Here is a 21403-nt window from a genome sequence, read left to right as displayed (position 1 = left end):
GTCGAGACGCCGCGTGGCGTCTCGACGGCACTCGTGTGTGCGGGGTCGGGTGTCCTCGCGCTCAGGTGCCGCGTACCGCGGCCAGTTGCCGCGCGAAGGGGACCACCTCGTCGTCCGGCGACCGGGGCGCGGCCGGGGTCTGGGTCAGGTGGTGGGCGAGTTGGCGCGCGGCCCGCTCGATCCGCTCGCCGAGCCCGTCGGTGCGGCTGTCGCCGGCCGTGCCCCAGTCCTCGGAGGCGGCGAAGACGCCGGTGGGAAGGGTGATGGCGCGCAGGTAGCCGAAGAGCGGGCGCAGCGCGTGGTCCAGGACCAGCGAGTGGCGGGCCGTGCCCGCGGTCGCCGCGATCAGAACGGGCTTGTCCACCAGCGCCTCGTGGTCCAGCACGTCGAAGAACGACTTGAACAGGCCGCTGTAGGAGGCGGTGAACACGGGGGTGACCGCGATCAGGGCGTCCGCGTGGGTCACGGCGTCCAGGGCGGTACGCAGTTCGGCGCTCGGGAAGCCGGTGACCATGTTCTGGGCGATGGCGGTGGCCAGCTCGCGCAGCTCGACCACCTGGACCTCGACCGACCGGCCGGCGTCCGCGAGCTGTCGCTGGGTCGCCGTGGTGAGTCGGTCGGCCAGCAGGCGGGTCGAGGACGGCTGGCTCGTGCCGGCGGTGACGGCTACCAGGCGCAGGGGCTTCATGGGGTGCTCCTCCGATGGGTGCGGGAGTGGCGTGGGACGGGCCGCCGGGTCGGCCCGGTCCGCGCTGCGGCGGGCCCACGGGGCGGGCGGGGTAGGCGGCCCGCCCCGTGGGTGGTGTGCAGGCGCGTGGTGTGCCGGCCGGTGGGCTCGGGTCAGGCGCGGGGGTTCGCGTCGGCCTCGCCCGGGCCCGGGGTGGGCTCGGCCGTGGCCTGGGCGACCAGGTCCGCGTGCGTGGGGCCGTCCGGCACCTGGGCGGGGCGGTTGGTGGCGAACTCCCGGCGCAGCACCGGGATCACTTCCTCGCCGAGCAGGTCCAGCTGCTCCAGGACGGTCTTGAGCGGCAGACCGGCGTGGTCCATCAGGAAGAGCTGGCGCTGGTAGTCGCCGAAGGACTCGCGGAAGGTCAGCGTCTTGTCGATGACCTCCTGCGGGCTGCCCACGGTCAGCGGCGTCTGCTCGGTGAACTCCTCCAGCGAGGGGCCGTGGCCGTACACCGGGGCGTTGTCGAAGTAGGGCCGGAACTCGCGCACGGCGTCCTGGGAGTTCCTGCGCAGGAACACCTGGCCGCCGAGGCCGACGACGGCCTGCTCCGGGGTGCCGTGGCCGTAGTGGGCGTAGCGCCGCCGGTACAGGTCGATCAGCCGGATGAAGTGCTCCTTGGGCCAGAAGATGTTGTTGGCGAAGAAGCCGTCACCGTAGTAGGCGGCCTGCTCGGCGATCTCCGGGCTGCGGATCGAGCCGTGCCAGACGAAGGGGGCGACGCCGTCCAGCGGGCGCGGGGTGGAGGTGAAGCCCTGCAGCGGGGTGCGGAACTTGCCCTCCCAGTCCACCACGTCCTCGCGCCACAGCTGGTGCAGCAGCGCGTAGTTCTCGATGGCCAGCGGGATGCCCTGACGGATGTCCTGGCCGAACCACGGGTAGACCGGGCCGGTGTTGCCGCGACCGAGCATGAGGTCCACGCGCCCGTCCGCCAGATGCTGGAGCATCGCGAAGTCCTCGGCGATCTTGACCGGGTCGTTCGTGGTGATCAGCGTGGTGGAGGTGGACAGGATCAGCCGCTCGGTGCGGGCGGCGATGTAGCCGAGCATGGTCGTGGGCGACGACGGGACGAACGGCGGGTTGTGGTGCTCGCCGGTCGCGAAGACGTCGAGACCCACCTCTTCGGCCTTGAGCGCGATGGCGACCATCGCCTTGATCCGCTCGTGCTCGCTCGGCGTACGCCCGTTCGTCGGGTCCTGGGTGACGTCGCCGACCGTGAAGATCCCGAACTGCATCTCGCTCCACCTCTTCCGTCGCTCGGGGCGACCCCCGAATCGTTCGTTCAATATTCAACCATCTCTTTCAACGGGGCGCCACCTCGGCCTATTCCCCCGCCCACCGGCCGCCGCGCACCGCGTCGCGGCCTTCGCCCGGCTGCCGGCGCGCCCCTCCCGCCTCCTGGTTCTCCCGTGCCGCCGGGCCCCGGCCGGCGGGTGGCTACGCGTACGGTGTGGGAGGGACAGCCGGGGGCGCGCGGCCGACGGGCGGCGGGCGGGATCGGATGGCCGCGGTCGCGAGAGGGTGATGGGCAGGATGCGAGTGGGTCTGGTACGGGCGGTGGGCGCGGCCACCGCGCTCTACGGCCTCGCGGTCACGGTGCGACCCGACCTGCTGGCCAGGCCCTCGGGGCTGGCGGAGCCCGACGGCGCGGTGGCGCCCGCGACCCGGATCGCGCTGCGGCCGGTGGCCTGGCGGGACGCGGCGAGCGGGCTGGCCATGGTGGTGGCGCCCGAGGGTCCGGCGCTGCGCGCGGCCACCCTCGTACGGGTCGCCGCCGACTTCGGCGACGCGGCCCTGCTCGGCCTGACGCTGCCGGACCGCGACCGGCGCCTGGCCGCGGTGGCCGTCTCGCTGGGCTGGGGCACGCTGTCGGTGGTCGGGCTGCTCGGTGGCCGTCGGGGTACGCCGTGAGAGCGGGCGCCCGCTTCGCGCGCGGCATCGGGGCGGACGGGGCCGCGCTGACCATGCGCCCCACGGACGCGCCGCCGCGCGCGGCGGTGCTGCTGCTGCACGGCGGGCGCGAGGACGGATTGGAGCCGCCGCCCGCGCTCAACCTGCCGGGGGCACGCATGCTGCCCTTCGCCCGCTCCATCGCGCGGGCCACCGACGGGCACGCGGTGGCGCTGGGCAGTGTGCGCTACCGGCACCGGGGCTGGAACGGCGAGCGCGACGACGCCGCCCAGGACGCGCTGCGCGCATTGGACGAGCTGGTCGCGCTGCACGGGCCGGTGCCGGTGGTCCTGGTCGGGCACTCGATGGGCGGTCGGGCCGCGCTGCGGGCCGCCGCCGCGCCACAGGTGCACTCCGTGGTGGGGCTGGCGCCCTGGTGCCCCGAGGCCGAACCGGTGGCCCACCTGGCAGGCCGGCGCGTGGTCCTGCTGCACGGCGAGCGGGACCGGATCACGGCGCCGGAGGACTCGCGGCGGTTCGCCGCGCGGGCCCGCACGGCCGGGGCCGACGCCTGCGCGCTGCTGCTGCCGGGCGGCGAACACGCCATGGTGCGCCGCGCCACCGCCTGGCACTCGCTCACCACCCGACTGGTCAGCGGCCTGCTCGGGCTGGCCCCGCTGCCGCCCGTGGTGGCCGAGGCGCTGTCCACGAGCAAGGCCGAGCGGGCCCCGACGCCGGGACCGGAGGCCCTCCCCTCTGCGTGAGGCACGCGGGGTGAGCCGGGCGCGCCACGAGGCGTGGTGCCGTAGGGCACCCGGAGGTGTGGCCGCCACGGGGCGTGGTGGCGGGCCGGTCGCGTACGGGGCGGGGCCTGCGGGTCAGGGGCGTACGGGGCAGGGCGTACGAGCGAGGCGGGGTGACGTGGTGCGCGCGGCGGGAAGGTTCGGGCGCGGGCGGGCACCGGGAGCCCGGGGGCGTACGGGCGCGGGGGTGGTGGCCTGGGCCGTCGCGGCGCGCCGGGGTGGCGGGGCGACACGTGACACGGTACGGGTGGGTGCTGGTCCGGCGGGTGGGTGGGGGGCGCGGTGGCCGAGGTGTGGCCCGGAGAATCAGCCGACGACGCCCGGGTGCCGGTCGGGCCAATCGCCCATAAGGTAGCGCCAGGGCACGCGGGAACCCGATCCGGCGAGATCGGACCCGCCCGCGGTGTGGCCTCGGGCGGTGTTGCGCCCGGGTGCGCGGTACCGCCGCCCGTCAGCGCGGCACACGGAACGACGAGGTGCGACACACGGTGCGAACACCGCTCCCCCACGGCCCACGGGCGGTCGGGTGCGCGCGACGCGCCGGCCGCGCACCACTCCCCCGCCCGCGCGCCGTACGGCACCGCGGGCCGACCGTGTCCACCGGCCGTCGAACCCGGCGGACCATCCCGCCGTCCGGCCGCCCCGCCCCACCGCCGCGAGCTGCGCCGTTTGCCCGTCGTGGTGGCATGGAACGGACGACATACCAGGTCGTGCGCGGCGGCGGGCCGACCGGGAGCTAGAGTCGGCGACCCAACGGTGCGTGGTGGGTGGATCACGGCGCGGTGGACGAGGAGGAAACGAACGTGGAGCAGGGCCGGAAGCACGATGCCGGAGGGAACACCGCGCGCGACACCTCCACGGCCGGCCCCGACCGCTCCGCCACGCAGTCCGACCCCGCGCGCGAGGAGCCCCCGCACGACCCCGAGCCATCCGGCCCCGCGCCGGACGAGCCCGCGCCCGGCGTCACCGCGGCCCGGCCCGACGCGGGGGACATCGCGCGCGGGCGGGCGCCGCACATCAGGCCCGAGGGCCCCGGGGGCGTGGAAGAGGAGGAGGAAGGCGACCAGCTGGGGTGGCTCAACGAGGCCAGCGTGCGCATCGGCACCACCCTGAACCTGGTCACCACCTCGCAGGAGCTCGCGGACTTCACCGTCCCCCGGTTCGCCGACGGGGCGGCCGTCGACCTGTTGGAGTCGGTCCTGCACGGCCAGGAGGGCGCGCACCCCGGTCGCAGCGGGCGCCCGGCCACCCGCGCGATGGCGGTCGCCGCCATCGACGCGCTCACCACGCTGGAGCCCGACCCGGTGGGCGAGCTGAGCGCGTACAACACCGACCAGTACGCCACCGTCTGTCTCACCCTCGGCAAGCCCGTGCTGGTCAGCCACATCGAGCCCGACGACTACGCGCGCATCGCCCCCAACGCCCACTCCGCCGACCTGCTGCGCCGCGCCGGCGTGCACAGCTACCTGGTGGTGCCGCTCATCGCCCGGGGCGTGCTGCTGGGCGCGGCCGATCTGATCCGGGCCGGCGACCGGGCCCCGTTCACCGAGGACGATCTCGAACTGGCCATGCAACTGGCCTCCCGGGCCGCCCTGTTCGTCGACAACGCGCGCCTGTACGAACGCGAACGCGAACACGTGGTCACCTTGCAACGCAGCCTGCTGCCGCGCGCCATGCCACAGACACCCGGACTGCGGGTCAACCACTGCTACGCGCCGACGGCCGACCCCAGCGGCGTGGGGGGCGACTGGTACGACATCGCCTCGCTGCCGGGTGGCCGTACGGCGCTGGTGGTCGGCGACGTGATGGGGCACGGGCTGTCGGCCGCCGCGACGATGGGGCGGCTGCGCGCCGTGGGCCGGACCCTGATGGCCATGGACATGGCTCCCGACCGGATGCTGGCCCGCCTCGACCTGGCCGCCCGCGACCTGGAGGAGGACCAGGTCGCCACCTGTCTGTGTGCCGTCTACGACCCGGCTGACGCGAGCTTCACCGTGGTCAGCGCCGGGCACCCGCTGCCGATGCTGATCGGCCCGGACGGCACGGCCTCGTTCGTGGAGGTGCCCGTCGGCGCCCCGATCGGCGCGGGCGTCATTCCGTACGACGGGCTGCGGGTGCCGGTCGAACCGGGCAGCCGCCTGGTCCTGTACACCGACGGCCTGGTCAAGTCCCGTACGCGGGACATCGACGGGCAGCTCGACCGGCTGCTGCGCGCGGCGCCGGCGCTGCGGTTCGCCGATCTGGACGCGGTGGCGCTGAGCGCGTTCGCGCCGGCCGGTGGTGAACGCTTCGACGAGGCGGTGCTGTTGGTGGCGGCGGTCCAGCCGGCCGCTTCGGTGAGCGGCTTGCGGGTGTGGGACCTGCCGGCCGACGGCTCGGCCGCGGGGGCGGCGCGCAAGTACGTGCGCGAGCAGCTCGGCCTGTGGCACCTGGGCGACCTGGCCGACGTCACGGAACTGGTCGTCAGCGAACTCGTCGGCAACGCGCTGCGCTACGGCGACGGGCCGGGTCAGCTGCGGCTGTTGTGCCACGACCGGTTGGTGGTGGAGGTCTCCGACACCGGGCCCGACCTGCCCCAGATCCAGCACGCGTCGCTGAGCGACGAGGGCGGCCGGGGCCTGCAACTGATCAACATGCTGTGCCGGCGCTGGGGTTCCTGTCGTACGGAGACGGGCAAGGTGGTCTGGGCCGAACAGGATCTGCCGGCCGGGGTGACGGGGCCGCCCAGCGCCTGAGCGGCGGCGAACGGTCGGGTGGCGACGCGCCGCTGAGGGTGACACGACGCTGGCTGGCTGGCTGGCTGGCTGGCTGGCTGGCTGGCTGGCTGGCTGGCTGGCTGGCTGGCTGGCTGGCTGGCTGGCTGGCTGGCTGGCTGGCGAACGGTAGCGGGTGAACCGGGTCTCGGTCCGCGCGCCACTCTCCCGTATCGGATTCCGCGTCGACCTCCCGCACCGGGCCGGTTCGTGGCACGTCCTGACCCTTCTGACGCCCGGCGCGGGCCGTGTGCGGTGGTGAGGGCGGCACGGTCAGTGCGAAGGGCGCGCCGCATGGGTGGGTGCCGGGCCTGCGGACCGCCAGGAGTACGCCGGGTTCGGCATGTCCCGTTTACGCGCGGGGAGGTGGGGGACCCGACCGGGGCTCGAGGGTGGCGGAGCGGGTGCGAACCGCCCGACCGTCGACCGTCGGGCGGTGAAACGGTCATCGACGGACGACAGGGACGAGGAGGCAGCGCCGTGATCGAACGCGCCAACCGGGAGGTCGAGTTCACCAGGGGCGGTGTCGCGCGCACCTCACCGGCGCCCGGGGATCCGGTCGGTGGGCGCCGCCTGCCGGCCGGGAGCGGGTCCGCGACGCGGATCGTGCGGGGTGAGGTCTGATGGCCGTGGTCCGGGAGGGTTCGACCGTGGGCGTCGCGCCCCGCGAGGAGGCCACCGCGACGGCCGAGCCGGGCGAGGGGTGGTGGCGCGGGGCGGCGTGCGTGTACGAGGACCCGGAGTTGTTCTTCCCCGTGGGCTCCGCCACCGCCCGCGTGTTGCAGCAGGAGCGGGAGGCCAAGGCCGTGTGCGCGCGCTGCCCGGTCAAGCGCGCCTGTCGTGACTGGGCCCTGGCCACCGGTCAGGCGCACGGTGTGTGGGGCGGGACCAGCGAACGCGAACGCGCCGTCGCGCTGCGCGCCGCTCGGCGCGAACGCGCGGCCTGAGCCCGCCGTACCCGGGCGCCGCCCCGTCCCGGCGCTCCGCTCGCGAGGGGGCGGGCCGGAGTCGGCGGGCCCGGAGCGCCGGGGGCGCGGGGAGCGAGGACGGGCCCGGGGTTCGGGTCGTGGGTGTCCGCCGGCGAAGGGTTTGGGGTGCCGGAGCGCGGCCGGATGGGGCAAGCCGCCATCGGGTGGGCCGGCTCGGGTGAGCCCGGCCCGAGGTGAGCCCGGACGGGGTGGGCTCGGCGTGGGCGGGGCCGGCGTGAGGGGGGCCGGCGTGGGCGGGGCCGGTGGATCGCTATGTCGAGGGTGTCGCCGGGTCAGGCCGCTTGCCGCCCTCCAGCAGGGTTTTCACCTCGGAGAGGATCATCGTCCAGCCGACGGAGACGGAGGCCAGCATCACGCTGTCGGGGCTGTCGAACTCGTCCTGCACGATGGTCAGCTTGGTGCCGGCCAGGGGGTCTTCGGCCGATTCGATGGTGAAGGTGACCCGGGAGCGCTCCTTGGCCGCCTCGGCGAACTCAGCGTCGGAGGTGAGGCCCACCATCTCGCGGTGCTCGGGCTGGAGCTGGTGCCAGGTGTAGGAGAGCCGCTTGCCGGGCTCGGCCGCCAGGACGCGCTGCCCGAGGTCGCGGAACTCCCCGTTCGGGTCCATCTTCCACTCCACCGCCGAACCGACCCGCCAGTCGGAGCGCGGCCCCGTGCCGCCCATGTAGACGGCGATGAACTCGGGTTCGGTCAGCGCGCGGTAGACCTCCTCGGGGGTGGCGTGGATGTAGATGACGTACACGTAGGCGGGCTTGCTCATCCTTCGGTCCTCCAGGGTCCGCTTGAGGTGGGACAGGGCTGCCAGCCGCTCCTGGTCGTAGCGTCCGATCCAGCGGTCGGCCAGCTCCCGGATCGGCACCGGATTCAGGTAGTGCAGCTTCTCCCGGCCGTGCCGGACGGAGCTGACCAGGCGCGCGGCCTCCAGCACCGCCAGGTGCTTGCTCACGGCCTGCCGGCTCATCTCCAAGCCCTCGCTCAGCTCGCGCAGGCTCTGGCCGCTCCGTTGGTTGAGCCGGTCCAGCAGTCGCCTGCGGCTCGCGTCGGCGAGCGCCCTGAACACCTCGTCCATGGTCACCCCCGGCACCACGATAGGCAACCATTTGGTTGCGTGTCTAACGGGGCGAACCGTCCGGGGCTATAGCCGTCGGAGGCGGGGCACGGCAGGGACGACCCGGCCGGGACGGCGGGCCCCGGTCACGGGGTCAGGGCGTGCTCCGTGAAGTGGCCGCAGGCGCGAAAGCCCAGGTTCCGGTAGACCGGCTCGCCGTCGGCGGACGCCTGGAGCACGGCCGTGGCGTGGCCCTCGTCGAGCGCGGTCCACAGCGCGGCCAGCGTGCTGGCGCGGCCGTATCCCCGCCTGCGGTGGGTGGCCAGGGTGCTGATGTTGTAGATCCCGGCGACACCCGCGTGGAGGAAGACCTCCGCCGAGCACACGGGCTGGCCCCCCGCGTAGCCGACCAGGTAGCGCGCCGGGCTGTTCGCCGCGAGAGCCCACGGGTGGGCGCGCTCGTAGAAGCGGCGGACGGTGGCGGCCGGCGGGTTCCACAGGGCGGCCAGGACCGTGGCGTAGTCGGCGAGCTGCTCCCGGGTGCGCACCCGGCGCAGGGTGAGGTCCTCGGCGTGGGGGCGTGGCAGGTTCGCGTCGAGGGTGGCCCACATCGCCGTCTCGCGCTCCGATGGTGGCAAGCCCGCCGCGCTCAGGCGCTGGGACAGGTCGTCGGGCGTGGCGAGCGGACCGACCCACCAGGAAAAGGGCCGTCCGGTGCGGGCCAGCGTCGCGGTCGTCTCGTCGATGCGCCGGGCGGCGTGGGCGGGGTCGAAGCGGGCCGCGGTCACGATGTTGAACGTGTCGTCCGGCAGGCCGCTGTCCGCGATCGTCAGGTCCGGAGCCTGGGTCACGGCGCCGCCCGGCAGGTCGCGGTGCGGGAAGCAGGCGTGCGCGGTCAGGTTGTCTTCCATGCGGGTCAGCAGGTCGTGCGCGAGCACCCCCGGTGGCGGTGTGGTGTCCATGGTGGCCGATTCCACCACGGTCCGACCGGGAGCGACAGCCGGTTTCACGGCCCGCCGGCCCCCGTCAGCGCGGCGTCCGAATCCCGCCAGACGGGGCCGCTGACGTGGCGCAGGCTGGTTACCAGCACCAGCCACGAGAGACGGAGGAGGGATCGGCCGATGACGGTCTACACGACCATCGACAGCCCCCTGGGAGAGCTGCTGATGACAGGCGAGGAGGCCCCGGATGTCGCCGGTGGCCTCACCGTGACCTCGCTGTCGATGACGGGGCAGCGCGACGCGCCACGGGTGCGGCCGGAGTGGCGGGCCGACCCGGCGGCGCTGGCCGGGGCGGTGGCGCAGGTGCGGGCGTACTTCGCCGGCGAGCGCACGGACTTCGACCTGGCGTACACGGCCGGCGGCTCGGCGTTCCGGCGGCGGGTCTGGGCGGCGTTGGAGACCATCCCCCATGGCACCACCACGACCTACGGGCGCGTCGCCGAACAGATCGGCGCTCCGAGGGGCGCGGTGCGCGCGGTCGGCACCGCCATCGGCGCCAACCCGCTGCTCATCCTGCGCCCGTGCCACCGGGTGATCGGCGCGAACGGCGCGTTGACCGGTTACGCGGGCGGGGTGGACCGCAAGGCGGCGCTGCTGGCGCACGAGGGCGCGCTGCCCGCGCGCCGTGGCTGAGCCGGGCACGGCCGGCGACCGGATCCCGGTGTCGGCGGAGCGCCCGGCGGTGCGGTACACGCTGCTCGACCGGGCCGGGCGGCGCTACCCGAGCGCCGTGCCGGGCGCGCTCGGCGGGCATCGCGCGGGGCGGCTGTACGGGCGGCTCGACTGCCCCAGCGCCCTGCGCGCGCTCGCCCGTGGCGGCTACCGCGCGCAGCGCGTCTTCTTCGCCGACGCGGCCACGGCGCGCGCGGCCGGCTACCGGCCGTGCGCCGTGTGCCTGCCCACGGAGTACGCGCGCTGGAGGGCGCGCCCCGCACACGGCGCGGGGACGGCCGGGGCGTGGGCGGGGTCGATCGCGCCGACCGCGCGAGGGTCCGCGCTCCGGGCGACGGGGCGGGCGAGGAGTACCGAACCGAGGGGAGGACCTGTGCCGGAAGCGGAACCGGACGCGAGGCCGAGCGGCGCGGCCCCGGTGTCGTACGACGGGAGCGGTGGCCACGCGCCCCTGGGCGGGAGCCGGGCCGCCCTGACGAGGAGCGGGCCCGACGCCCCTTCGCCGTCCTCCGGTGACCGGGGGCGCCGGCCGCGCGCCGGAGTCGCCCCCGCCCTCCCCGCACCACATACCGACCTCGAACTCGCCGCACTTCTCGACCTGTTGACGAGCCGTCGCGTGCCGGCGCGGACCCTGAGCATCGGTCACGGGCGCGATGACGCGTCGCGCGCCGCGGCCCGCGCGGTCGCCGCCGCGTGGTGTGGCCAGGGCCCGCCACTCCCGGGAGGGGCCGGGCTCGGCCGGGGCGCGGGCGAGGTCGCGCGGAGCGTACTGGAGGTGGTCGACTGGCCCGAGGAGGCGGCCTCCTGGCTACGGCAGGCGCGGCGGTTGACCGCCGGACCACCGGACGCCTGGGTGGTGTGCGGCGCCCCGGCCGGCTGGGCGGGGATGGCGCGCCGGCTGCGGCGCAGTACCGCGTGGTCCGCCGAACGCACCTACGCGCTCGCCTCGCTCGGCACACCCGAGGCCGTCGCGCTGGCCGGGGCGCGGGCGGTGGAGGGGCTGCGCGGGGCCTGTCCCGATGGCGGACACTGGGAGGTCCGCCGGGGCTGGATCACGTTCGCGCCGCCCCGGTCCCGTCCGTGAGAAAGGCCCGGCCGTGAACACCCTGCTCCCCCGGTCCCGCACCACCCCCGCCCCGGGTGCCGTGCACGTGCCCGACTGGCTCCCGATCGCCGAGCAGCGCGCCTTGGTGGAGTCCTGTCGCCGCTGGGCGACGGGCCCGGTCCCGATGCGGCACACCCGGCTGCCGCGCGGCGGGGCCATGTCCGTGCTGGCCGTCTGTCTGGGCTGGCACTGGCAGCCGTACACGTACACCCGCACCGCGAACGACGTCAACGGCCGGCGGGTGGCCCCGTTACCGGCGTGGCTGGTGGAGTGGGGGCGGCGGGCGGTGGCCGACGCGTACCAGGACCCGGCGGCCGGGGCCGACTACACGCCGGACACGGCGATCATCAACTTCTACGACGCGTCGGCCACGATGGGCATGCACCAGGACCAGGACGAGCGCTCCAGCGCGCCCGTCGTCTCGCTGAGCCTCGGCGACACGGCAGTCTTCCGGTTCGGCAACACGCGGACACGCACGCGCCCGTACACCGATGTGGAACTGCACTCGGGGGACCTGTTCGTCTTCGGCGGGCCCTCCCGCTTCGCCTTCCACGGCGTACCCCGGATTCATCCCGGCACCGCCGACCCGGCCGTCGGTCTGGCCACGGGGCGGCTGAACATCACGCTGCGCGTCACCGGGTTCCGCGACGGGCGGTAGCGGGGACCCGCCACGGCGAGCGGGCCGGGCGCGGGGCGACAGGTCGGGCGCGTCGCGTGGACGGGCGGGGCCCCGGCCGGCACGGGGGGTGACGCGCCGGCCGGGGCCGTCAGGGGAGTGTCAGCAGCTCAGCTTGTCGCCGGGCGTGGTGCCCAGGACCTGCGTGAAGCGCTGGTAGGCGTTGATCCGGCTCTGCACCTGGTTCGGGTTGCCGCCGTTGCACTCCAGGGTGCCGTTGATGGACCGGATGGTCTCGCCGAAGCCGGCGCCGTTGACCATGGCGTTGTGCGGGGTCATGGTGCCGGGGCCGGACTGGGTGTTCCAGTACCACAGGGCGGTCTTCCACGCCACGGCCGGGTCCCGCTCCACCAGCCACGGGTTACGCAGCAGGTCGATGCCGAGCGCGTCGCCGGCCGCCTTGTAGTTGAAGTTCCAGCTCAACTGGATGGGGCCACGGCCGTAGTACGCGTCCTGGCCGGCGGGGCAGCCGTAGGGCTGGTTCCGGTCGCAGTAGTGCGGGTAGTTCGCCTGGTTCTGCTCGACGATGTGGACCAGGCCGCCCGTCTCGTGGCTGACGTTGGCCAGGAAGGCCGCCGCCTCGCGGCGCTTGACGGTCTCGCTGCCGGTGTTGGCGAAGGCTGGGTAGGCGCTCAGCGCGTCGGTGAGCCCGCGGTAGGTGTAGAAGGTGTTCCGGTTCGGGAACATCTGGTTGAACTGGGCCTCACTGACCACAAAGCCCTCCTGGGGCTGCCCGTCATCGCCGCAGGCACCCTTGTCGGACCAGACGTCGGACGAGCCGGGCTTCTCGTTCTGGGTCCACCACTTGGCCGACCAGTTGTGTCCGTTGTACGAGACCGTGTTGCCGCCGGTGTAGACGGCGCCGGAGGTCCAGCTCGCGGCGCAGGTCGTCGCGGCGGAAGCGGTCGTTCCTGGGAGGAAGAGGGCGAGCGCGACAGCCGAGGCCATCGCCGCGAGCAGGGCGAGCAGGCGTTGTCTCAAGGGGCTTACTCCTTCGCGCGGCCAGCGGGGGTCCGATGGCTCCTGGGGGTGAGGGAACCAAATCGAATCGCCCTGAACCTGTCAAGGTCTAGACCAAAATGAGGTCCCGATCGTCCTCGGACCGGCCCCGACGGCGCCGCCGTCCGAGCGACGGAGACCGTCGGGCGTCGCGACCGCGAACGGTCGGGCGGGTGGTGGCGGATGATCACGTCGGGGCGGCGCGGGGCATGATGGGCCGGGAGAGGCCGCGCGCCCCGACACCGGGCGCCGCACTCGCGCACCGCACCGCGAGCGCCCGCGCGCCTGTCATCTCGCACCGACCGCACCGCCCCGGAGTAGCTCATGCACGTGATCGCCTTTGACCATCTCGTTCTGACCGTCGACGACATCGAGCGCTCCCTCGCCTTCTACTGCGGGCCGCTGGGTCTGACGCCGGTACGCGTCGACGAGTGGCGGGCGGGCACGGCCCCCTTCCCCTCGGTGCGGATCAGCCCGACGAGCATCATCGACCTCGTGCGCCGCGACGAGACCGCCGTGCGGGGCACCAACGTGGACCACATCTGCCTGGTCGTCGAGCCGCTGGACTGGCAGCAGGTCATCGACTCGGGTCGGTTCACGGTCCTCGCCGGTCCCGGCGAGCGGTTCGGCGCCCGGGGCGCGGCCCAGTCCCTGTACGTGGCCGACCCGGACGGCAACACGGTGGAGCTGCGCTGGTACCCGCAGGACGCCTGAGCCGCGCGGGCCGCCGGGCCCGCGCCGGCCACCACCACCCACCACGCCCTTCGGCGACCACGCCCCGCCGTCGGCCGGCGGGCCCCGTACCGGCCTACCGGCCTACCGGCGATGGTGTGCCCCGCGTCCGCCGCGCGTGTGCACGCCCGCGTTTCTGCCGGGGGCCGGGCCGGGCCGCGCCGGTAGGGTCGGCGGCGGGACGGCTCGCCCGCCGAGCCCGGTGACGAACCCGGTGGGGAGAGGCTAAGGAGCTGGCGGTTGGAAGGCACCCATCCCGCGACGAGCACGCGGGAGGCCCAGCGGGCCATGGACCGCTTCGTCGGCACCAGCCATCTCGCCCAGCAGGAGATCGCGCGCCGGCTCGGGCTCAACCCCGCCGACCTGACCTGTTTCCTGTACGTCCTGGAGGCGGGGGTCGAACCGCTGACCGCCGGGGAGCTGGCCGAGCGGGCCCAGGTGACCAGCGGCGCGGTCACCGGCATCCTCAACCGGCTCGAACGCGCGGGCTTCGTCGCACGTCAGGACGACCCCTCGGACCGGCGCCGGGTACGCGTCATCGCGGAACCCGCCGCCCTCACCCGGGTCTACGCGGCCTACGAGCCACTCAACGGACGCCTCGCCGCGCTCTACGCCGACTACTCCCCCGCCGAACTCGCCGTGCTCGGCGACTTCTTCCGGCGCGCCCACACGCTCGTCCACGGCTATCTGGAGGAGGCGCGGCACCGAGCCGCCTGACGCCACGGGCCCCGCCCCGGGCGCGGCGCCCCCCGTGAGTGAACGGACGGCCACGGCAGACTGTCCGCACGGCGGCCTGCTCCCCACGGACGGACGTATCCCCCTTCGCGGGCCGTCGCGCCCACAACCCCCCTCGCACCTCGCCGGTCTCACGGACAGGAGATCCACCAGGCACGACGGAGGAGAATCGGGTGCCACGAAGACTGGGACAGTCCGCGAGACCCATCACCGGCACGGGGGACGGCACGGGCCGTGGGCGCGGGGCCCGGCCGAAGGCGACGGCCGGGCGCGGCGGCGTCGGCGGGCGCCGGATCGCCGCCGTCGCCCTCGCGCTGGCGGCGCTCGGCGCCGGGCTGGCCGGCACGAGCGTGCCCGCGACGGCCGCCGGCCGTGCGGGTGAGGCCCCGGAGATGCCGTCCACCACACTGCCCGGCGCGCGCATGGCACTGCCCCGGGCGGCCGGCGCGCTCACCGCCGACGGGACGGGCTTCCTGTCCTCCGCGCGACCGAACTCCGCGAGCGAGCGGGTGACCTGGGTACGCGACGGCGGCGGCACGGTCGAGGACCTGCCCAGCGCGGCGGCGTACAACGGGGGGTACGGCCTGGAGCGGGTGGCGGACGGTCAGGACCGGCGCATCCGGCACTACGCGAGCGGCGACGTGGTGACCGTGGACGTGCCCGACACGGACACCGCCACCGAGGTGTTCGCCCGGAACCGGCTGGTCACGCTGCGCGAGGAGGCCGGCAGGAACACCCTGCGCCTGCTGGAGGTGCCCACGGGCGGCGGCCGGGTGGTGGACCGACCCGTCACCGGCCTGCCCGACGACATGGGCCCCTTCCTCTACACGACGGCCTCCGACGACCAGGGGGCCGCGTTCTGGTACAAACCGGTGGGCGGCGGCGCCTACCGCACCGGCCTGCTCGACTTCGCCAGCGCCCGGGTCACCCTGCTGCCCGCCGGGGACCTCGGCCTCCTGGAGTATCCGCGACTGACCCCCGACAAGGTCGTCTTTCTCGCGCTGACCAGGAAGTTCGACGTCGCCGGCGCCTACGTCGTCGACCGGCGCCAGCCCACGCGCCCGGGAACACTGATCAGCACGCTGGACGGGGCCACCGGCTTCCACACCGAAACGGGTGCCGCCGGCGACTGGTTGGTCTACGTGAGCCCCACCGACACGGGTCGCCCGGTGCGCGCGGTACCGCTGGCGGGCGGGCCGGCGCGCACGTTGCTGCCGCGCTCGCGCGGCCCGATCGTCTCCGCGGCCGACGGCAGTCTGCTGGTCGAGGGCGGCGCCGACGCGCGGGACTGGGCCCTGCGTCGGATCACGGCCGGCACCGACGGCGCCCCGTCCGTAGCCGTACGCACCGCGCTGCCGCCGCTGTCGGCCTGGGAGGTGGGCGGGCTCGCCGTCGACCAGGGCCGGGTACTGGTCGCCGGCGAGGACCCGCGCGCCACCGACGCCTACGCCGGCACCTCGCTCTTCGCCTCCACCCTGTCACTGGCCCCGGACGGCAAGCTGACCGCCAGCCCGCCACGGGACGAGGGCGACCTGGGTTACTGGGTGCCCGGCGACGACTCCGGCGACCCCGGCTCCAGCGGCTACCACCAGGTGTGTTACGGCGACTGCTTGCGGCTGACGGGCACCGGCCAGGGTGCGGCCGCGCACGAGGGGTACGGGACACGGGCCGTCGTCGCGGCCTTTGGCACCTACCAGGTGGTGCGCCCGCACGCCACGCGGCAGGAGGTCCGCGCCGGCACCACGGTCCTGGCGTCGTCGGCGCCGCGGCCAGCCGCGCTGTGGGGCAGCACGCTGTGGACCCCGGCCACGACGCGGGGCGCGGTGACCTCGACGGCACTGCCCTCCCTGAAGGTGACCGGCACCCAGCCCGTGGGGGCCACCTGCGCCCCCGCCGACCTGGCCGACCTCCAGGTCGTGGGCCGCTGGATCTACTGGTCCTGCGGGCCCGGCCGCGACGCCGGCGTGTACGACCAGAGCACCCGCCGCACCACCCGCGTCCCCACCGGCTACGCCCAGCTCGCCGACGGGTACCTGGTCAGCCAGGACGACGCGACTCGTACGCTGCGCATCACCTACCTCCCCGAGGCGGTCCCCGCCGACCAGGTCGGCACCCACGAACTGGCCGACCTGCCCGCGCCGTTGCACGCGCCCCAGGACCGGCGCGGCCGGTTCTGGGCCGTGGACCGCTTCAGCGGCGCCCTCGCCTACCTGGACGCGCACGGCGACGTGGCGATCAGGTGGCCGCAGGTCCGCACCTCGCCGCTCGCGGTGATCACCAGGTCCACGCCGGGCGTGCTGGACGCCCGCGCCGGCAACCTCTGGAAGGCGTCCTGGCACCTCTCGCGCCCCGTCGCCCAGTGGAAGCTGACGGTGCGCCGGACTCCGGGGGGCGCGGTGGTACGCGAGTTCACCGGCACGGACGCGCGCGGCCCCCTGGGCGTGCGATGGGACGGCACCTCCGGCGGCGGCAAGGTGCCCACGGGCGCCTACCGCTGGACGCTGACCGCCCGGGAGGCCGACGGCACCCGGCAGCCGATGAGCGTCTCCGGCACAGTGGCGGTACGAACCCGCTAGCGACACCCCTCCCCCGGCCCCACGGCGCGCGCGACACGTACCCGCTCGCGCGTCGTGGGGCCTTCGCCGTGCCGGTCACGGGCGCGGGCACCGGGCCCGGGAGCGGTGCCCGGGCTCACGCCGAGGCCGGGTGCCCCACGCCTCGGACACGTACACAACTCCCTTACTGCACACACTAGTTGGGGTTTGACAGGTGTTGTGAACGCCCTTCACACTTGGCCGTCGATCGTGAACAGCGTGCACGGGAGGTGCCTTGCCGGACGCATCCGAGCCGGGTGACCAGCTCGTCGGCCTGTTCGAGGTGGCGGAGATGGCCGGAGTCAGTCGGACGGTCGTCGCGAACTGGCGCACGCGCGACAGGCGTTTCCCGGCCCCCCTCGCGGACCTGCGCAGCGGGCCCGTCTTTCGCGCGAGCCAGATCCGCCACTATCTCAAGCGAAGGAAGAAGCGCGTGACCCACATCATCTCGACCATCAACCTGAAGGGCGGCGTGGGCAAGACCACCACCACGGCCGCGCTCGCGGAGTTCCTCTCCGCGGAGTTCGACAAGAGAGTCCTGGTGATCGACCTGGACCCGCAGACCAACCTGACGACGGTTCTCATCGGCGAGCAGAGGTGGAAGCGTCTCAACGACAACGGTCACACGCTGGCGACCCTGTTCCGTGACGCGCTGCGCTCCGAGGACGAGGCCCCGGAGTTCGACTTACAGAAGACGCTGCAGCGAAACGTCTCGTCCGTCGAGGCGGTCCGCAAGGTCGACCTCCTTCCCTCGTCGCTCGACCTGATCGACGTCCAGGACCGGCTGGCGTCCATGTCGTCGGGGCCGTTCTACTCCAACAACCCGACCGACCTGCTACGCAAGGCGGTCCGCAAGATCTTCGACGACTACGACTACGTGCTGGTGGACTGCCCTCCCAACCTCGGCATCGTCACCCTGAACGGCCTGCGGATCTCCCACGGTTACATCATTCCCACCATTCCCGACGTACTGTCGACCTACGGAATCCCGCAGATCCAGCGGCGCGTGCTCGCCTACGCGGACGGCATCGGGGAGACGATCACCGAAGTGGGCATCGTGGTCACGAAGTACAAGGTGAACTCCCCCGTGCACCGGACCACCGTCGCGCGGCTCAAGAGCGACAGCGAGCTCCCGACCGTGCTCGCGACCCACATCCCCGAGCGGGACAGGATCGCCGGTTCCGCCGATTTCGTCGGTCGTGGCACCCTGCGGCAGAAATACGGGTACCAGGGCGAGTACGACGCGTTCCGCTCGATGACGCAGGAGTTCATCGCGTTGGTTGAGGAGAAGGGATGACCGACCACGACGCCAGTCAGCCCCACGCCGCGACCGATCCCGGTCCCGGCGACAGCGGGCCGGGGCACAGCGACAACGCCTCCCTGCGCGCGGACGTGCGGCAGGCGGGCGAGGCCATCCTGAAGCTCGGCGAGTCCGACCCGGACCTGGCGGGGCGGCTCGCGCGCGTCCTGGGCGTGGTCGCGGCCGAGGCCGCGCGCACCACCCGCTTCTCCAGGGCGCTCAACAAGGCGCTGGCCCAGAGCGAACCGGTCACGGCGACGCCACCGACCGAGCGCAGGAGGCGCCCCCACCGGCGCACCCCCGGCGTCATCGACCCGTTCGCCGTCTTCGCCGAGTCCGGCGAGCCGGGTCTGCGCGCGCGCCTTACGGAACTCGGCATCGAGCAGCTTCGGGACATCGTCTCCGAGCACGGGATGGACCACGACCGGCTGGCCATGAAGTGGAAGGACCCGCAACGGGTCGTCGACCGCATCCTTGAGCGAGTGGATTCCAGCGTCACCAAGGGCTCGGCCTTTCGGGGACGCTCGCACCCGCCCGCCGCGCAGCACGCGGAAGAGGGCCAGAGCGCGGACGAGCCGCCGGCGTGAGGGGGGTGCCGCCGCGAGCCCGGGCCCGGCCCGGCGGGCGGCAGTGCCTCAGGAATCCTGGCTCGGCGCCGGGTGGGGCAGGGCCTGCTCAGTCCAGATGACCTTGCCGGTGGGCGTGTAGCGGGTGCCCCAGCGGTCCGCGAACTGGGCGACCAGGAACAGGCCGCGCCCGCCCTCGTCGGTGGTGGCGGCGTAGCGCAGGTGGGGGGCGGTGCTGCTGGTGTCGGCGACCTCGCAGATCAGGCCGGTGTCGCGGATGAGGCGGACACGGATGGGGCCCGTGGTGTAGCGGATGGCGTTGGTGATCAGCTCACTCAGGATCAGCTCGGTGGTGAACGCCTCCTCGCCGACCCGCCACACGGCGAGCTGGCGGCTGACCCTGGCACGCACGTCGGCCACCGCGGCGGGGTCGCTGGGCACCTCCCAGGTGGCGACCCGGTCCGGGGGCACCGCGCGGGTGCGGGCGACGATGAGCGCCACGTCGTCGTCGGGGTGTTCGCCGAGCAGCGCGTCCAGCACGCTCTGACAGGTCTCCCGTGGCGTGCGGTCGGCGCCGCGCAGGGCGTCGGCGAGCTGCTCGATGCCGGCGTCGAGGTCACGCCCGCCGTGGGTGACGAGCCCGTTGGTGTACAGCACCAGGCGGCTGCCGGGCGGCACCGCGATGTCGGCGACCTCGAAGGGCAGGCCGGTGACGCCCAACGGCAGCCCGGCGGGCACGTCGGGGACCTCCACCGCGCCGTCCGGGTGGACCAGCAGGGGCGGCGGGTGGCCGGCGCGGGCCATGACGCACCGGCACTCGACGGGGTCGTAGATGGCGTACAGGCAGGTCGCGCCGGTGACGGTGGCGGCGTCGCCCGCGCCCTGGTCGATGTGGCTGACCAACTCGTCCAGATGGCCCAGGAGTTCGTCGGGGGGCAGGTCGAGCGAGGAGAAGTTGTGCACGGCGGTACGCAGCCGGCCCATGGTGGCCGCCGCGTGCAGCCCGTGTCCGACGACGTCGCCCACCACGAGCGCGACGCGCGCCCCGGGCAGCGGGATCACGTCGAACCAGTCGCCGCCGACCCCGGAGCGCGCCAGCAGGTAGCGGTAGGCCACGTCCAGGGCGTTCTGCTCGGGTAGCCCACGGGGCAGCAGGCTCTGCTGGAGGGTGACGGCCATGGCGTGCTCGCGGGTGTAGCGGCGGGCGTTGTCCAGACAGACGGCCGCGTGCGCCACCAGTTCCTCGGCGAGCACCACGTCGTCCTCGTCGAAGGGTGACGAGTCGCCCGCGCGCCAGAAGGTGGCGACGCCCAGTACGCCGCCTCGGGCCCGCAGCGCGACCGTGATCAGCGAGTGCACCCCGTGGTCGAGGACGCGCCTGGCCCACGGCGGGTCCTGGGCCTGCCAGTCGGGTGCGGCGCCCAGCCGGGGCACCAGGATCGCGCGTCGTTCGGCCACGCAGCGGGCCTGGGGCGTGGCGGGGGCGAAGTCGATGAGCTGGTCGACCGGGTACAGGGGGTGGTTCGCGCGGTCGCCGGAGACCGCCGCGCGGCGCATCTGGCTCACGCCGACCACCGGCGGCTCCTCGCCGCGCGTCACCGCCTCGACGATGTCGACGCTGGTGAAGTCGGCGAACCGGCCGGCCGTGACCTCGGCGAGCTCCTCCGCCGTACGCCGCACGTCCAACGTGGTGCCCACCGCCACGCCCGCGTCGTACAGCAGCCGCAGGCGGGTGCGCGCGGCCTCGGCCCGGCCCGTGAGGGTGTGCAGTTCAGTGGTGTCGCGCAGGGTGGCCACGGTGCCGGGCGGGCCGCCGTACCGGTCGGTGGGGCGGTTGTTCACGGCCAGCAGCCGCTCTCCCGCGCGGATCACCTCGTCGCTGGTGGCGCGCCCCGAGGCCAGCACGTCGGCCAGCGGGGCGTCGAGGCCGAGCGCGGTCACGGGGCGCCCCTCGGCATCGGCGGGCAGATCCAGCAGGCGGCGCGCCTCGTCGTTGGCGAGCAGCAACAGCCGGTCGCCGCTGACGATGAGCACGCCCTCGCGGACCGCGTGCAGCACCGCGTCGTGGTGCTCGTACATGCGGGCCAGCCGCGCGGGGTCCAGGCCCCGCGTCTGGCGGCGCAGCCGCCGGCCGGCCAACACGCTGGTGCCCAACGCCACGGCCAGCCCGGCCGCGCCGCCGCCGAGCAGGATGGGCAGCTCGTCGCGGAGCGACTCGCGCACCCGCGTGGTCCGCAGCCCCGCGGAGACCAGGCCGACCACCGTGCCCGCGCGGTCGGTGACGGGCACCACCGCCTGGACGACCTGGCCGATGGTGCCGTGGACGGTCTCGGTGCTCGGCTCCCCGCGCTGGGCGGGGCCGATCTCGCCGACGAACTTCCGCCCGATCCGGTCGGGCTCGGGGTGGGTGTAGCGCGTGCCGTCGGGGCGCATGACGACGACGAAGTCGACGTCCGCGCCCCTTCGGGCCGCCTCGGCGCGCGGCTGGAGCGCGGCGGAGGGGTCGGCCGAGCGCAGGGCCTCCAGGGTGCCGGGGGCGTTGGCGAACGCCTGGGCCACGGCCAGCGTACGGCGGCGCGCCTCGTCCTCGTCGTCGCGTCGGGCCTGGAGCACCAGGGCCGCGACGCCGGTGGCCACGATCAGCAGGACGATGAGCACCTGGAGCAGGAGGATCTGGCCGGCGATGCTGCGCACGCTCAGCAGCGAACGCGTACGGGGACGAGCACGGCGGGAGGGGCGTCGACCGGTGGCGGTGGAGGCCGACGGGAACCGGGAACGACCCATGAGCACATGCTGGCATCGATGCGAGGGCA

General features: G+C 74.5%; 18 protein-coding genes. 12 read left to right on the top strand and 6 right to left on the bottom strand.

The annotated features are described in order from the left end of the window. Positions 1-61: 61 nt before the first annotated feature. Together ACFVFR_RS20430 and ACFVFR_RS20425 are read right to left on the bottom strand one after the other, a co-directional pair. Entirely contained in the window at positions 62-688 is a 627-nt protein-coding gene (locus ACFVFR_RS20430) for an FMN reductase (protein WP_383703595.1), read from the bottom strand. 152 nt (positions 689-840) lie between these two features. After that, the gene (locus tag ACFVFR_RS20425) at positions 841-1962 is read right to left on the bottom strand and encodes an LLM class flavin-dependent oxidoreductase (protein ID WP_383703593.1); all 1122 of its coding nucleotides are present in this window, start codon (positions 1960-1962) and stop codon (positions 841-843) included. A 298-nt stretch (positions 1963-2260) separates the two neighbouring features. Here ACFVFR_RS20425 and ACFVFR_RS20420 point away from each other — a divergent pair, with 298 nt between their 5' ends. From ACFVFR_RS20420 to ACFVFR_RS20405, 4 genes are all read left to right on the top strand, one after another. After that, the gene (locus ACFVFR_RS20420; protein WP_383703591.1) at positions 2261-2638 is read left to right on the top strand and encodes a hypothetical protein; all 378 of its coding nucleotides are present in this window, start codon (positions 2261-2263) and stop codon (positions 2636-2638) included. Continuing rightward, a complete protein-coding gene (locus ACFVFR_RS20415; RefSeq protein ID WP_383703590.1) occupies positions 2635-3381 on the top strand; it encodes an alpha/beta hydrolase in 747 nt (248 codons plus the stop codon). The genes ACFVFR_RS20420 and ACFVFR_RS20415 overlap by 4 nt, the downstream gene beginning before the upstream one ends. A gap of 1079 nt (positions 3382-4460) precedes the next feature. After that, entirely contained in the window at positions 4461-6155 is a 1695-nt protein-coding gene (locus ACFVFR_RS20410; RefSeq protein ID WP_383703669.1) for a SpoIIE family protein phosphatase, read from the top strand. Between the two features lie 641 nt (positions 6156-6796). Continuing rightward, positions 6797-7120 carry a WhiB family transcriptional regulator gene (locus ACFVFR_RS20405; RefSeq protein ID WP_383703588.1) on the top strand — a complete coding sequence of 108 codons (324 nt, stop codon included), beginning with the start codon at positions 6797-6799 and terminating at the stop codon, positions 7118-7120. 292 nt (positions 7121-7412) lie between these two features. Here the strand turns inward: ACFVFR_RS20405 and ACFVFR_RS20400 are convergent, their stop codons facing one another. Both ACFVFR_RS20400 and ACFVFR_RS20395 read right to left on the bottom strand, forming a co-directional pair. After that, positions 7413-8231 carry a metalloregulator ArsR/SmtB family transcription factor gene (locus ACFVFR_RS20400; protein ID WP_383703667.1) on the bottom strand — a complete coding sequence of 273 codons (819 nt, stop codon included), beginning with the start codon at positions 8229-8231 and terminating at the stop codon, positions 7413-7415. A gap of 125 nt (positions 8232-8356) precedes the next feature. Continuing rightward, positions 8357-9121: a GNAT family N-acetyltransferase gene (locus ACFVFR_RS20395; protein WP_383703665.1), complete on the bottom strand. Its 765-nt coding sequence runs from the start codon at positions 9119-9121 to the stop codon at positions 8357-8359. Positions 9122-9331: 210 nt separating this feature from the next. Here ACFVFR_RS20395 and ACFVFR_RS20390 point away from each other — a divergent pair, with 210 nt between their 5' ends. From ACFVFR_RS20390 to ACFVFR_RS20380, 3 genes are read left to right on the top strand one after another with little or no spacing between them, the layout of a single operon-like run. Next, the gene (locus ACFVFR_RS20390) at positions 9332-9844 is read left to right on the top strand and encodes a methylated-DNA--[protein]-cysteine S-methyltransferase (RefSeq protein ID WP_383703586.1); all 513 of its coding nucleotides are present in this window, start codon (positions 9332-9334) and stop codon (positions 9842-9844) included. After that, entirely contained in the window at positions 9837-10967 is a 1131-nt protein-coding gene (locus ACFVFR_RS20385) for an Ada metal-binding domain-containing protein (protein ID WP_383703584.1), read from the top strand. Before ACFVFR_RS20390 ends, ACFVFR_RS20385 begins: the two co-directional genes overlap by 8 nt. A gap of 13 nt (positions 10968-10980) precedes the next feature. After that, positions 10981-11646 (top strand): alpha-ketoglutarate-dependent dioxygenase AlkB family protein, encoded by a 666-nt coding sequence (locus tag ACFVFR_RS20380; RefSeq protein ID WP_383703582.1) that lies wholly within the window; start codon positions 10981-10983, stop codon positions 11644-11646. A gap of 120 nt (positions 11647-11766) precedes the next feature. Here the strand turns inward: ACFVFR_RS20380 and ACFVFR_RS20375 are convergent, their stop codons facing one another. After that, entirely contained in the window at positions 11767-12612 is an 846-nt protein-coding gene (locus ACFVFR_RS20375) for a glycoside hydrolase family 19 protein (RefSeq protein WP_383703663.1), read from the bottom strand. Positions 12613-12987: 375 nt separating this feature from the next. Here ACFVFR_RS20375 and ACFVFR_RS20370 point away from each other — a divergent pair, with 375 nt between their 5' ends. The 5 genes from ACFVFR_RS20370 to ACFVFR_RS20350 all read left to right on the top strand — a co-directional run bounded on the left by ACFVFR_RS20370 (position 12988) and on the right by ACFVFR_RS20350 (position 18611). Beyond that, a complete protein-coding gene (locus ACFVFR_RS20370; protein ID WP_383703580.1) occupies positions 12988-13377 on the top strand; it encodes a VOC family protein in 390 nt (129 codons plus the stop codon). Positions 13378-13635: 258 nt separating this feature from the next. Continuing rightward, positions 13636-14112, top strand: coding sequence for a MarR family winged helix-turn-helix transcriptional regulator (locus tag ACFVFR_RS20365; protein WP_383703578.1), 477 nt, complete (start codon positions 13636-13638; stop codon positions 14110-14112). Positions 14113-14303: 191 nt separating this feature from the next. Beyond that, positions 14304-16706 carry a hypothetical protein gene (locus ACFVFR_RS20360; RefSeq protein ID WP_383703576.1) on the top strand — a complete coding sequence of 801 codons (2403 nt, stop codon included), beginning with the start codon at positions 14304-14306 and terminating at the stop codon, positions 16704-16706. Positions 16707-16959: 253 nt separating this feature from the next. Further along, the gene (locus tag ACFVFR_RS20355) at positions 16960-18021 is read left to right on the top strand and encodes an AAA family ATPase (protein ID WP_383703574.1); all 1062 of its coding nucleotides are present in this window, start codon (positions 16960-16962) and stop codon (positions 18019-18021) included. Further along, a complete protein-coding gene (locus ACFVFR_RS20350) occupies positions 18018-18611 on the top strand; it encodes a hypothetical protein (RefSeq protein ID WP_383703572.1) in 594 nt (197 codons plus the stop codon). Before ACFVFR_RS20355 ends, ACFVFR_RS20350 begins: the two co-directional genes overlap by 4 nt. Before the next feature lie 48 nt (positions 18612-18659). Here the strand turns inward: ACFVFR_RS20350 and ACFVFR_RS20345 are convergent, their stop codons facing one another. Beyond that, complete coding sequence (locus ACFVFR_RS20345) at positions 18660-21293, bottom strand: SpoIIE family protein phosphatase (protein WP_383703662.1); 2634 nt, start codon at positions 21291-21293, stop codon at positions 18660-18662. Between the last annotated feature and the right edge of the window lie 110 nt (positions 21294-21403).

The sequence above is a fragment of the Streptomyces sp. NPDC057702 genome (assembly GCF_042799315.1).
Classification (GTDB): Bacteria; Actinomycetota; Actinomycetes; order Streptomycetales; family Streptomycetaceae; genus Streptomyces.
Note: the sequence above shows the minus strand (reverse complement) of the source record. Positions and strands in the feature narration are given on the sequence as shown.

Bases quoted from the DNA above. Each gene is read 5' to 3' on its own strand.
- ACFVFR_RS20430 (WP_383703595.1), bottom strand. From the start codon at position 688: ATGAAGCCCCTGCGCCTGGTAGCCGTCACCGCCGGCACGAGCCAGCCG.
- ACFVFR_RS20425 (WP_383703593.1), bottom strand. From the start codon at position 1,962: ATGCAGTTCGGGATCTTCACGGTCGGCGACGTCACCCAGGACCCGACG.
- ACFVFR_RS20420 (WP_383703591.1), top strand. From the start codon at position 2,261: ATGCGAGTGGGTCTGGTACGGGCGGTGGGCGCGGCCACCGCGCTCTAC.
- ACFVFR_RS20405 (WP_383703588.1), top strand. From the start codon at position 6,797: ATGGCCGTGGTCCGGGAGGGTTCGACCGTGGGCGTCGCGCCCCGCGAG.
- ACFVFR_RS20400 (WP_383703667.1), bottom strand. From the start codon at position 8,231: ATGGACGAGGTGTTCAGGGCGCTCGCCGACGCGAGCCGCAGGCGACTG.
- ACFVFR_RS20395 (WP_383703665.1), bottom strand. From the start codon at position 9,121: ATGGAAGACAACCTGACCGCGCACGCCTGCTTCCCGCACCGCGACCTG.
- ACFVFR_RS20390 (WP_383703586.1), top strand. From the start codon at position 9,332: ATGACGGTCTACACGACCATCGACAGCCCCCTGGGAGAGCTGCTGATG.
- ACFVFR_RS20375 (WP_383703663.1), bottom strand. From the start codon at position 12,612: ATGGCCTCGGCTGTCGCGCTCGCCCTCTTCCTCCCAGGAACGACCGCT.
- ACFVFR_RS20370 (WP_383703580.1), top strand. From the start codon at position 12,988: ATGCACGTGATCGCCTTTGACCATCTCGTTCTGACCGTCGACGACATC.
- ACFVFR_RS20350 (WP_383703572.1), top strand. From the start codon at position 18,018: ATGACCGACCACGACGCCAGTCAGCCCCACGCCGCGACCGATCCCGGT.